The sequence below is a fragment of the Streptococcus sp. Marseille-Q6504 genome, from assembly GCF_965111625.1.
Map to the genome: position 1 here is coordinate 64,881 of NZ_CBCOON010000002.1, position 12,670 is coordinate 77,550.

The 12,670-nt window shown below is 41.5% G+C and carries 8 protein-coding genes; all 8 read left to right on the forward strand.

The annotated features are described in order from the left end of the window. Positions 1 to 144: 144 nt before the first annotated feature. The 8 genes from ACWPUA_RS02435 to ACWPUA_RS02470 all read left to right on the forward strand — a co-directional run bounded on the left by ACWPUA_RS02435 (position 145) and on the right by ACWPUA_RS02470 (position 12,659). Positions 145 to 5,181 carry an endo-beta-N-acetylglucosaminidase gene (locus tag ACWPUA_RS02435; RefSeq protein ID WP_454378896.1) on the forward strand — a complete coding sequence of 1,679 codons (5,037 nt, stop codon included), beginning with the start codon at positions 145 to 147 and terminating at the stop codon, positions 5,179 to 5,181. Positions 5,182 to 5,423: 242 nt separating this feature from the next. Then, the gene (locus tag ACWPUA_RS02440; RefSeq protein ID WP_006151393.1) at positions 5,424 to 5,966 is read left to right on the forward strand and encodes a hypothetical protein; all 543 of its coding nucleotides are present in this window, start codon (positions 5,424 to 5,426) and stop codon (positions 5,964 to 5,966) included. A 148-nt stretch (positions 5,967 to 6,114) separates the two neighbouring features. Beyond that, positions 6,115 to 7,314: a phosphoglycerate kinase gene (locus tag ACWPUA_RS02445; protein ID WP_006151517.1), complete on the forward strand. Its 1,200-nt coding sequence runs from the start codon at positions 6,115 to 6,117 to the stop codon at positions 7,312 to 7,314. Positions 7,315 to 7,717: 403 nt separating this feature from the next. Then, positions 7,718 to 8,665, forward strand: a complete 948-nt coding sequence (gene folP / locus ACWPUA_RS02450; RefSeq protein WP_454378899.1) for a dihydropteroate synthase — start codon at positions 7,718 to 7,720, stop codon at positions 8,663 to 8,665. Between the two features lies 1 nt (position 8,666). Further along, the gene (locus ACWPUA_RS02455; protein ID WP_454378901.1) at positions 8,667 to 9,965 is read left to right on the forward strand and encodes a bifunctional folylpolyglutamate synthase/dihydrofolate synthase; all 1,299 of its coding nucleotides are present in this window, start codon (positions 8,667 to 8,669) and stop codon (positions 9,963 to 9,965) included. A gap of 3 nt (positions 9,966 to 9,968) precedes the next feature. Continuing rightward, positions 9,969 to 10,523, forward strand: coding sequence for a GTP cyclohydrolase I FolE (gene folE / locus ACWPUA_RS02460; protein ID WP_454378903.1), 555 nt, complete (start codon positions 9,969 to 9,971; stop codon positions 10,521 to 10,523). 38 nt (positions 10,524 to 10,561) lie between these two features. Beyond that, a complete protein-coding gene (gene folB / locus ACWPUA_RS02465) occupies positions 10,562 to 11,392 on the forward strand; it encodes a dihydroneopterin aldolase (RefSeq protein WP_414286955.1) in 831 nt (276 codons plus the stop codon). Beyond that, positions 11,376 to 12,659, forward strand: coding sequence for a DUF308 domain-containing protein (locus ACWPUA_RS02470; RefSeq protein ID WP_454378905.1), 1,284 nt, complete (start codon positions 11,376 to 11,378; stop codon positions 12,657 to 12,659). Before folB ends, ACWPUA_RS02470 begins: the two co-directional genes overlap by 17 nt. The last annotated feature ends 11 nt before the right edge of the window (positions 12,660 to 12,670 follow it).

Here is a 12,670-nt window from a genome sequence, read left to right on the forward strand (position 1 = left end):
CCTTTATAGATATTTTAGGATGACTGTTGACTCTACTTATAAATAGCGTAAAATAAAAATGAACAGTTCTGCTATTTTAAGGGCAGTTACTTTTTTAAAATAAAAATAAAGCGCTTACTTTTTTTGGAAGTGAAAGGAGAAAAAATGAAGAATCCATTTTTTGAGAAACGTTGCCGCTATAGTATTCGAAAATTATCAGTGGGTGCCTGCTCTTTGATGATTGGTTCGGTTTTATTTGCCAACCAAGCTCTAGCAGAAGAAGTTGCAATCCCAGCGAATGAAACAAGGACTACTGCTGTGGCTACAGAGCAAGCATCGCCTGCCACATCAGAGCAACCAACTACAGCTTCACCTGAGGTGTTAAAGCAGTTGGAAGAGACAGAAAACAAGGTTAGTGAACAACCTATTTCAGAAGAAAAACCAACCTTGGACCAATTGACTGCAGCTGATAAGGAAGTAGCTAGTCCGGTTGCTGAAGCGCCTAAGGCTGAAGAAGCACCTGTAGCTGCAGAAAATAAGGTTGAAGAAGCACCTGTGGCTACAGAAAATAAGACTGAAGAGAAAGCAACTGTTTCAGATATTCCTAAGAAAGAAGAAAAAAGTCTTCGACCAAAAGAAATTAAATTTGACACTTGGGAAGATTTGTTGAAATGGGAACCGGGTGCCCGTGAAGACGACGCTATTAATCGTTCTTCAGTTGAATTGGCTAAACGTTACCGTGGGCATGTAGTCAACGAAAAAGCCAATAAGGATGCCAAGGTTGAAGCTCTTGCCAATACCAACTCTAAGGCTAAAGACCACGCTTCTGTAGGTGGTGAAGAGTTTAAAGCCTATGCTTTTGACTACTGGCAATACTTGAATTCAATGGTCTTCTGGGAAGGGCTCGTTCCAACTCCGGACGTGATTGATGCTGGTCACCGTAATGGTGTCCCTGTATTGGGTACACTCTTCTTCAACTGGTCTAATAGTATTGCAGACCAAGAAAAATTTGCCGAAGCCCTTAAACAAGACGAAGACGGAACTTTCCCTATCGCTCGTAAGTTGGTTGATTTGGCTAAATACTATGGATTTGATGGATATTTTATCAACCAAGAAACAACAGGAGATATCGTAACGCCTCTTGGTAAGAAAATGCGTGACTTCATGCTCTATACCAAGGAATATTCGGCTCAAGTCAATCATCCAGTGAAATATTCTTGGTATGATGCCATGACCTATGAATATGGTCGTTATCATGAAGATGGTTTGGGTGAATACAATTACCAATTCATGGAAAAAGAGGGAGACAAGGTTCCTGCGGATCACTTCTTTGCCAACTTTAACTGGACCAAAGAGAAAAATGACTACTCTGTAACTATGGCCAAATGGCTTGGACGTAGTCAGTACGATGTCTTTGCAGGTTTGGAATTGCAACAAGGTGGTTCCTACAAGACAAAAGTGAAATGGGATGCTCTCTTTGATGAAAATGGCAAACTTCGCTTGTCGCTTGGACTCTTTGCACCGGATACTATCACTAGTCTTGGTAAGACAGGCGAAGACTATCACAAGAATGAAAATATCTTCTTTACAGGTTACCAAGGAGATCCAACTGGTCAAAAACCAGATGACAAGGACTGGTACGGAATTGCCAACCTTGTAGCTGACCGTACACCAGCAGTAGGCCATACCTTTACAACATCCTTTAACACAGGACATGGTAAAAAATGGTTTGTAGACGGCAAAGTTTCTAAGGATTCTGAATGGAACTATCGTTCTGTATCAGGTATCTTGCCTACATGGCGCTGGTGGCAAACTTCATCAGGTGCTAAACTTCAAGCTGATTATGACTTTGAAGATGCCTACAATGGAGGGAATTCACTCAAATTTGCGGGTGATTTAGCTGAAAATACCAACCAAGATGTTCGCCTTTACTCTACAAAACTGGAAGTAACAGATAAAACAAAACTTCGTGTTGCTCATAAAGGTGGTAAGGGAAGCAAGGTCTATGTAGAGTTTGCGACTCAGAAAAATTATACCTATGGTGGCGAGAATGCTCGTAAAGAACTGACTCTATCTGACGATTGGACAAAAGATGAATTTGATTTGAGTGCCTTGGCAGGTCAGACTATTTACGGTATCAAACTCACTTTTGAAAATACTGCTGCCCTTAAGGGCTATCAATTTAACTTAGGTGAGTTGACTGTAACAGATAATCAAGTGGCTCCTCAAGCACCAACAGCTCTTAAAGTAGCTAAACAATCCCTTAAAAATGCCCAAGAAGCGGAAGCCATTGTCCAATTTACTGGAAATAAAGATGCTGATTTCTATGAAGTCTATGAAAAGGATGGCGATACTTGGCGCCTATTGACAGGCTCATCTGCAACTACGATCTATCTACCAAAAGTTAGCCGTTCAGCTAGTGCAACTGGTACTAGTCAAGAGTTGAAGGTTGTCGCAGTTGGGAAGAATGGCCTTCGTTCTGAAGCAGCAACTACAAACTTTGAGTGGGGAATGACTGTCCAAGATACAAGTCTTCCAAGACCATTAGCAGAAAATATCGTTCCAGGAGCGACTGTTATCGGAAGTACCTTCCCAGACACAGAAGGCGGCGAAGGTATCGAAGGTATGTTGAATGGAACTATCACTAGTCTATCTGACAAATGGTCTTCTGCTCAGTTGAGTGGTAGCGTTGATATCCGTTTGACACAACCACGCCGTGTCGTTAGATGGGTCATGGACCATGCTGGTGCGGGTGGAGAATCTGTCAACGATGGTTTGATGAATACTAAGGACTTTGAACTCTACTATAAGGATGAAGCTGGAGAATGGAAACTAGCCAAGGCTGTTCGTGGCAACAGAGCCCATGTTTCAGATATTACCCTTGATAGCCCAATTACAGCGCAAGACTGGCGTTTGCACGTTATTACATCTGACAATGGAACACCATGGAAAGCTATCCGCATCTACAACTGGAAGATGTATGAAACTCTTGATACGGAGAGCCAAAACATTCCTATGGCTAAAGTTGCAGCGCGTGTTCTGACGGACAATAAGATTCAACTTGGATTCTCAGAAGTTCCTGCTGGAGCAACCATTACAGTCTATGATAAGGCAGATTCACAAACTCCAATCGCTACCTTAAATACGGTAGTTGGAGGAGATTTGGCAACAGAACCATTGAGCTTTGAAAAACGTCCAAGCCTTCTTTACTATCGTACACAATTGCCAGGGAAAGAAATCAGTAATACTCTTGCTGTAACGATTCCTCAGGATGATAGAAAGATTAAGTCTGTCAGTCTAGAAGTAGCACCTAAAAAGGGAACTTATCAAGTTGGCGAGGAATTGAATCTCAAAGGTGGTCTTCTCCGTGTCAAATATGAGGGAGAAGAAGCAGATGAAGTCATCAACCTCAGTCATGCAGGTGTAGTTGTTAACGGCTATGATGCTCACCATCATGGTGAACAAGAGTTAACAGTAACCTATCTTGGTCTTCCAGTTGCAGGAAGCTTCAAGGTTCAAGTGACTGGTGAAGAAGCTGGTCCAAAAGAAGTCGCAGCCCTGTATATTAGTAAACAACCGAAGATTGATTACTTTGTAGGCGATGCTCTTGATTTATCAGAAGGACGCTTCAAGGTCTTGTATGACGATGAAACTGAGGCAGAACATAGCTTTACAGACGAGGGTGTCGAAATTACAGGCTATGATCCTCAAAAGACAGGCCGTCAAAAACTTGAGTTGCACTATCAAGGACAAACTGTCGAATTTGATGTTCTAGTATCACCTAAGGCAGCCATTAACGACGAATATCTGAAACAAGAAATCACATCTGCTCAAGGACGCAAAGAAACAGTAGCTTATACATTTGCGGATGCAGAAAAACAAGCAGCTCTAGTTGAGAAGCTTGCTGCAGCAAAAGCCATCTTAGAAAACCATGATGCTAGTCAAGAAGCAGTCAACCAAGCCTTGAATGACTTGAAACAAGCTGGTGCAGACTTGGATGGTGTACAGCTTTATCAAACAGCTAAGGAAGAGCTTGAAACTCTTCTAGGAAAAGTTCGTGAGAAAAATGCAGACGATCCAATCATCGCTCAAGCAGAAACTCTTATTGGATCAACAAATCCAACTCCAGCAGCCTTTGCGGACATGAAAGAAAAGCTGAATAAGAAACTAGCTCCTGCAGAAGAAAGCCACCATGTGGGTAGCTTAGAAGAAGGAGAAACTGCTCCAACAGTTGAAGCTCTACCTGAGCTAGTGGTTGAAACAGAAACTCAAGCCTTCGAACGCCAAGAACGTCCGTCAGGAGACCTCTTGTTGGGTGAACGTAGAATCGTTCAGGATGGTGTAGAAGGTCAAACTCGTCGTCTGATTGAAGTTGATACCAAAGGCAACCGCACTCTTCTTGAGACAGAAGTAGTCAAGGAAGCAGTTGCAGAAATCACTGAAGTTGGTACCAAGGTAGAAAGTCGTGTTCAACCGCTAGACGGAGTCAAAGATTTGACTATCAGCAATCCAGCATTGGTGATTGAGGAAGAAAAAGTTGCATACGGTCATGAAGAACGAGTAAATCCTAGTCTTCAAGCAGGAGAACGTAGAATCGTTCAGGCAGGTGTAGAAGGTCAGACTCGTCGTCTGATTGAAGTAGATACAGAAGGCAACCGCACTCTTCTTGAGACAGAAGTAGTCAAGGAAGCAGTGGCTGAGATTACTGAAGTTGGTACCAAGGTAGAAAGCCGTGTTCAACCACTAGACGGAGTCAAAGATTTGACCATTAGCAATCCAGCATTAGTGGTTGAGGAAGAAAAGCTTGCATACGGTCATGAAGAACGAGTAAATCCTAGTCTTAAAGCAGGAGAACATCGCTTGGTTCAAGCAGGAGTTGAAGGACTTCGTCGAAATCTGGTAGAGGTTGACACTGAAGGCAACCGCAGTCTTAAGGGAACGGAGCTTATCAAAGAAACTGTTACTGAGATTGTTGAGATTGGGCCAAAAGTGGATGTCCAAGATGACAAACCTCTTGCACCTGCTCCAGTAGCACAAGCAGCTAAGCAGAAACCAGCACAAGCAGAAGCACAAGCTGAAAAACCTGAAGGAAAACAACTCCCAAGTACAGGTGAAGGAGTAGATGCAAATCTTCTGGCTCTTGGATTGGTTGGAGTTCTAGGTGGCTTTGGACTTCTCGCTCAAAAGAAAAAAGAAGAGTAAGTTGAACTTCTAAATTACTGTCTGACAAGATAATAGTATTAAAAGGCAAGAGCCATTTTTGGCTCCTGCCTTTTTGCATTCTTAGAATGTTTATGTTAAGATTTTTATTATTTCATAAGAATTGTTGTAGTGAGATATCTGCATGTTTTGCTTTGAAGATTGATTATGTATATTGAGTTGTAAAAGTTATTTATTGTTAATCCCATCAAGAATTGGTTTGGGAATAAGAAAGGAAAAAGAAGATGAAATTATTAAAAGTAGTCATTGCTGTAAACATTGTAGTAGTGAGCATTGGCTTAGTAGTATTTATAGGAGCGAGTATGTATGCTGTTACTACGATTAATTTGCTATCTAACTCAGTCTATTATGCACAACGGATGCCTCATAAGGAGGGAACAGAACCCGACTTAGTCATGTTGATTGAAAATATGGGTTCGATTTATACCCCGAAAATTGAGGGGATTCGCTACGATGATGATGGAGCGAATTATATCGAAAATTCTATCGATTCAAGTGATTGTCCTACAAGTTTTGGAGAGTCTATTGGAGGTTATAGTTACAGTGATAAAAACGATGTGTCCTATAAGTTTAATAAGAATTTTGAGCTTGAGTGGGCTCTCGACAAAGATTATAAAAAAATTGATCTTGCAACAATTGATGAAACAAAGATAAAAGGAGAGATTAGAGAGACCCTTAAACCCATACTTGATGTACAGAGTAAACCCCTCATCAATCTTCAGTGGTTATTTAATAAAAAGTATCAAGACAGGTTTAATGAAAGATGAAAATGGATAAAGGTTTTATTTGGTAAACAAAGTTAATGTCAATTTTGCCAGATGGAATAGAGAGCAAGAAAAGTTTAAGGTTTTGCTATCTCTTTTATTGATTTTGTGATATAATTAACACGTAAAAAAAAAGAAGGAGTCATATCCAATGGCAAAATTGACTGTTAAAGACGTTGACTTGAAAGGGAAAAAAGTTCTCGTTCGTGTTGACTTCAACGTACCTGTAAAAGATGGCGTGATTACTAATGATAACCGTATCACTGCAGCTCTTCCAACTATCAAGTACATCCTTGAACAAGGTGGACGTGCAATCCTCTTCTCTCACCTTGGACGTGTTAAAGAAGAAGCAGACAAAGAAGGTAAATCACTTGCTCCTGTAGCTGCTGACTTGGCTGCTAAATTGGGTCAAGAAGTTACATTCCTTCCAGGTGTTACTCGTGGTGCTGAATTGGAAGCAGCGATTAATGCTCTTGAAGATGGACAAGTTCTCTTGGTTGAAAACACTCGTTACGAAGATGTTGACGGCAAGAAAGAATCTAAAAACGATCCTGAACTTGGTAAATACTGGGCATCACTTGGAGATGGTATCTTCGTAAACGATGCATTCGGTACAGCTCACCGTGCACACGCATCTAACGTTGGTATCTCAGCAAACGTTGAAAAAGCTGTTGCTGGATTCCTTCTTGAAAACGAAATTGCCTACATCCAAGAAGCAGTTGAAGCTCCAGAACGTCCATTCGTGGCTATCCTTGGTGGTTCAAAAGTTTCAGACAAGATCGGTGTTATCGAAAACTTGCTTGAAAAAGCTGATAAAGTTCTTATCGGTGGTGGGATGACTTACACATTCTACAAAGCACAAGGTATCGAAATCGGTAACTCACTTGTAGAAGAAGACAAATTGGATGTTGCTAAAGCTCTTCTTGAAAAAGCAAACGGTAAATTGATCTTGCCAGTTGACTCAAAAGAAGCAAACGCATTTGCAGACTACACTGAAGTGAAAGACACTGAAGGTGAAGCAGTAGACCCAGGATTCCTTGGTTTGGATATCGGTCCTAAATCTATCGCTAAATTTGACGAAGCTTTGACTGGTGCTAAAACAGTTGTATGGAACGGACCAATGGGTGTATTTGAAAACCCTGACTTCCAAGCTGGTACAATCGGTGTAATGGACGCTATCGTGAAACAACCAGGCGTTAAATCAATCATCGGTGGTGGTGATTCAGCTGCCGCAGCTATCAACCTTGGTCGTGCAGACAAGTTCTCATGGATCTCTACTGGTGGTGGAGCTTCAATGGAACTTCTTGAAGGTAAAGTTCTTCCAGGACTTGCAGCTTTGACTGAAAAATAAGAATATAAAAAAGGAGGCTGGGACAAAAGTCCTAGCCTCTCAATTGTCTTTGGATTTTCGAGCAGGACGCAGTGGTTGAGTGGTCAAAGCACTGCTTTGAGGTGGCGGATAGAACTTGCGAAGCAAGTATCCTAAGTCTTTGTTCGCTTTTTAAGCTTCAAAGATGCCCTATGTTGACGGAAACTATGTTTCCTTTATCTGCAACCTTCAACAGTCTCCCAGACTGTTGAAGCTGTGCGGAGGTGGGACGACGAAATCGAATTCTAACGAATTACCGATTTCTGTCCCACTCTCTTTTTTGCGCTCTTTTAAAGTTTGAGAGTAGCGAGGGATAATTGGACAGAATCCAAAAAAAACAGTAAAATAGAGGAATACCAATCTAAATGAAATTTGAGTAATAATCGTGAAAAAAAGAGACAATCATACAAAAACAGCTATTTGCGGTATTATCAATGTCACCCCGGATTCTTTCTCTGATGGGGGTCAATTTTTTGCTGTTGAGGAGGCCTTGAAACAGGCTAGAAAATTGATAGACGAAGGAGCCACTATCCTAGATATTGGTGGAGAATCCACTCGACCTGGAAGAAGTAGCTATGTTGAGATTGAAGAGGAAATCCAACGTGTCATCCCAGTCATTAAGGCTATCCGTCAAGAGAGTGATGTTCTGATTTCGGTCGACACATGGAAAAGTCAGGTTGCAGATGAAGCTCTAAAAGCTGGTGCCCATATAGTCAATGACATTACAGGTCTTATGGGGGATGAGAAGATGGCGGATGTGGTTGCTAAAGCTGGAGCTCAGGTAGTCATCATGTTTAATCCAGTCATGGCACGCCCTCAGCACCCTAGTTCACTTATCTTCCCTCATTTTGGCTTTGGAGAGCCTTTTACAAAAGAAGACATAGCAGACTTTGAACAACTACCAGTAGAAGAATTGATGACAGCTTTCTTTGACCGTGCTCTAGTAAGAGCGGAAAAAGCAGGCATTTCGCAAGAAAAGATTATGCTAGATCCTGGGATTGGCTTTGGCTTGACAAAAAAGGAAAATCTCATACTTCTACGTGACCTTGATAAATTACACGAGATGGGCTATCCTATCTTTTTAGGAGTCTCTCGCAAGCGCTTTGTCATCAATATTCTGGAAGAAAATGGTTTTGAAGTAAACCCGGAAACTGAAAAAGGCTTCCGCAATCGTGATACGGCTTCAGCTCATGTGACCAGTATCGCCGCTAGACAGGGTGTAGAAGTTGTGCGTGTACACGATGTAGCCAGCCACAAGATGGCAGTTGAAATCGCATCAGCCATCCGTCTGGCAGATGATGCGGAAAATTTAAACTTGAAACAGTATAAATAAGATGAATAAAAACGAAACAAATCAGTGGATAGCCAACTATCGGACAGACCAACCGCATTTTGGTTTGGAGAGGATGGTGAAGCTATTAGCCCTACGTGGCAATCCCCATCTCAAGCTCAAGGTTATCCATATCGGAGGCACCAATGGTAAGGGATCTACTATAGCCTTTTTGAAGAATATGTTGATAAAGATGGGGCTAAGAGTTGGAGTATTTAGCTCACCCTATCTGATTCATTATACCGATCAGATTGCTATTAATGAGGAATCTATCCCAGAAGCAAGATTAGAGACCTTGATGGTAGATTATCGCTCACTACTTGAGGGGGAACATGCTCATGATTTGCAGGGGACGACAGAGTTTGAGATTATCACTGCTATAGCCTATGACTATTTTGCTTCTGAGCAAGTCGATGTGGCCATTATGGAAGTAGGTATGGGTGGACTTTTGGATAGTACCAATGTTTGTCAGCCTATCTTAACAGGTATTACGACCATTGGCCTGGACCATGTAGCTCTACTAGGGGATAGCTTGGAAGCCATCGCGGAGCAGAAAGCAGGGATTATCAAGCAAGGAGTTCCTCTAGTGACAGGACATATTGTCCCAGCAGCCTTAGCAGTTATCAACCAAATCGCGAAAGCGAAAGAGGCTCCTAGGCTTGTTTATGAGGAAGATTATCAAGTTAGCCATCATGAAAGTGTGGAGACGGGCGAAATCTTTGATTATTCAAGCTCAGTCAGACAAGGTCGTTTCCAAACAGGATTGCTGGGTTTGCACCAGATAGAGAATGCTGGGATGGCCATAGCTTTACTTGATACTTTTTGTAAAGAAGATGGTCGAGAACTAGCAAGCAATGACTTGCTTGCTCAAGCTTTGGAAGAAACAAGTTGGCCTGGACGCTTTGAAGTTGTTTGTAGAGAACCCTTAATGATCTTGGATGGGGCCCACAATCCCCATGCTGTCAAGGCTTTGTTAGCTACCTTGGAAGAACGATTTGCTGATTATCACAAGGAAATCCTCTTTACTTGCATTAAAACCAAGGCCTTGGAGGATATGTTAGACTTGTTAGGAACTTTGCCAGATACTGAGCTGACATTGACTCACTTTGATGATGGTCGAGCGACAGACGAAGAAGTACTAAAAAAAGTGGCTTATTCTAGAAATCTAAACTACAAAAGTTGGCAGGCATTTCTAGACCAAAGTATGATAGATATTGAAGAGAAAAAAACAGTTAGGATAGTAACGGGCTCCTTGTATTTCTTGAGCCAGGTGAGAGCCTATCTAATGGAGAGGAAAAACTAGAAAATGGATACACAAAAAATTGAGACGGCTGTAAAAATGATTATCGAAGCGGTCGGTGAAGATATGAACCGCGAAGGATTACAGGAGACACCTGCTCGTGTAGCTCGCATGTACCAGGAGATTTTTTCAGGACTTGGTCAAACTGCGGAGGAACATTTGTCAAAATCCTTTGAAATTCTTGATGACAATATGGTAGTGGAAAAGGATATCTTTTTCCATACCATGTGTGAACATCACTTCTTGCCATTTTATGGGAAAGCTCATATTGCCTACATTCCAGACGGACGTGTGGCAGGTTTGTCAAAGCTAGCTCGTACTGTGGAAGTTTATGCTAAAAAGCCACAGATTCAAGAACGCTTGAATATCGAAGTGGCTGATGCTTTGATGGACTATCTAGGTGCCAAAGGTGCTTTTGTTGTTATTGAAGCAGAGCATATGTGTATGAGCATGCGTGGTGTTCGAAAACCAGGAACTGCAACCTTGACAACAGTAGCTCGTGGAGTATTTGAGACAGACAAAGATCTTCGAGATCAAGCATACCGTCTCATGGGGTTATAAAAATCGATTCAAACGATTTTTTCTAGAAAGGACTAGTTATGGATCAATTGCGCATTAAGGATTTGGAAATTTTTGCCTATCATGGTCTTTTCCCGAGTGAGAAGGAACTGGGTCAAAAATTTATCATTGATGCAAGCTTATCCTATGATATGACCAAGGCTGCTACGGACCTAGATTTAGAAGCTTCTGTCCATTATGGCGAGCTCTGTCAGCAATGGACGACTTGGTTTCAGGAAACCACTGAAGACTTGATTGAAACAGTTGCCTACAAACTAGTAGAGCGCACTTTTGAAACCTATCCAATAGTTCAAGAAATTAAACTGGAACTCAAAAAACCATGGGCGCCTATTCATCTACCACTAGACACCTGTTCAGTAACCATCCATCGCCGCAAACAAAGAGCCTTTATTGCTCTAGGTAGCAATATGGGGGATAAGACGGCTAATCTCGAACTAGCTCTTGACAAGATGCGTACTCGAGGGATTCGTATTCTCAAAGAATCTAGTGTGATTACAACTGAGCCTTGGGGTGGTGTAGAACAAGAAAGTTTTGCTAATCAGGTGGTTGAAGTCGAAACTTGGCTGCCGGCTCCAATATTGTTAGATACCTTGTTAAGCATTGAATCAGAGATGGGTCGGGTTAGAGAAGTGCATTGGGGACCTCGTTTAATTGACTTGGACTTGCTCTTTGTAGAGGATCAAGTTATTTATACAGATGACCTCATCTTGCCGCATCCTTATCTTGCTGAGCGACTCTTTGTCTTAGAGTCGCTGCAGGAAATTGCACCTCATTTCATCCATCCAGTCCTAGGACAACCGATTCGTCACTTATATCTTCAATTGGAGAAAGAAAATGGCCAAGGTTTCTGAAACTTATAGTAAATGGAAAAGTATAGGGGAAGGTCTTGTAGCTATTGTCTTAGGCCTTCTCTTAGTTTGTTTTGGGCAGGTAGTTCCGATACTGGGTTACCAACTCATGATGGCCTACTTTTTCTTGTCGGCAGTTTGGCAACTATTGACGCGATGGTTTCAAGAAAAGTCCCGTAGAGAAAATATATTTGTAACTCTAGCCAAGCTCTTTCTTGCAGTCATCCTATTTGATTCAGTCATCTTGCAGGGCATCGCTCTCTATCTCTTGGTTATTATCATTGGAAGTTATCAGCTTTTTACAGGTCTAATCAGTCTGATTACCTGGTTGCTATACCGGAAAAATCATATTCATCCAAGGATTAATTACTTATTTGATGCTTTATGGATGATGGGATTTGGTCTCTATAGTATTTCCCCTTTTCATGATGCGACAAATTTTGAATTACTCTTACTTGGTTTTTACTTGATTATGTTAGGGGCAAGTAGTCTCAGAGATGGTTTCTTTTTTGAAAAAGGGAGAAGCAATCCTAAGCTCAAGCGTAGAATGAGAATGACCCTGCCTATATTCGTGACGGCTTTGATTCCCATCAGCACCTTACGACGATGGAATGAAAGGTTATCTAGTCATCAGGTAGAAGAAAATGAAGTGCATTCGGAAAGAAAAAATGAAAAATCAGCTGATTTAGAAATTTTCATCCATACATCAGAATCATCTTTCTTCTTGGCCATGGGTCATGTAGATATCTGCTATCAAGGTCAGGTTATTTCCTACGGCTCTTATGACCCACATTCAGAGCGCTTGTTTGGTACAATTGGCGACGGGGTTTTATTTAAGGCCAATCGTGAAAAATATATTGAACTTTGTAAGAGAGAAAGCCAGAAAACCCTATTCGCCTATGGTTTAAGCCTTTCTGAACAACAGAAAAAAGCCATCGAAGAACGATTGAGAGAGATAGAAAGCCTCTTGATACCTTGGGAGCCAAGTTCACAACTGCTGAAAAGAAGGGAAGGAGAGGTCAAACATACCTACTCTTATCAGCTGAAATACGAGGCTGATGCGACACTCTATAAGTTCACATCATCTAAATTTAAAACCTACTTTGTTCTCAGTACCAACTGTGTTCTATTGGCCGACTCTATTGTTGGAGAGGCTGGAACTGATATCCTGAGTCCCCAAGGTTTTATCGTCCCCGGGACTTATCAGGACTATCTTGATTTAGAATTTAAAAAACCGAGTGGTATCGTGGTCAGTCGTTCTATTTATTAAAAAAAGAAAAC

Excerpts from the sequence above, each read along its gene's own strand:
- ACWPUA_RS02435 (WP_454378896.1), top strand. The coding sequence starts at position 145 with ATGAAGAATCCATTTTTTGAGAAACGTTGCCGCTATAGTATTCGAAAA.
- ACWPUA_RS02440 (WP_006151393.1), top strand. The coding sequence starts at position 5,424 with ATGAAATTATTAAAAGTAGTCATTGCTGTAAACATTGTAGTAGTGAGC.
- ACWPUA_RS02445 (WP_006151517.1), top strand. The coding sequence starts at position 6,115 with ATGGCAAAATTGACTGTTAAAGACGTTGACTTGAAAGGGAAAAAAGTT.
- ACWPUA_RS02455 (WP_454378901.1), top strand. The coding sequence starts at position 8,667 with ATGAATAAAAACGAAACAAATCAGTGGATAGCCAACTATCGGACAGAC.
- folE (WP_454378903.1), top strand. The coding sequence starts at position 9,969 with ATGGATACACAAAAAATTGAGACGGCTGTAAAAATGATTATCGAAGCG.
- folB (WP_414286955.1), top strand. The coding sequence starts at position 10,562 with ATGGATCAATTGCGCATTAAGGATTTGGAAATTTTTGCCTATCATGGT.
- ACWPUA_RS02470 (WP_454378905.1), top strand. The coding sequence starts at position 11,376 with ATGGCCAAGGTTTCTGAAACTTATAGTAAATGGAAAAGTATAGGGGAA.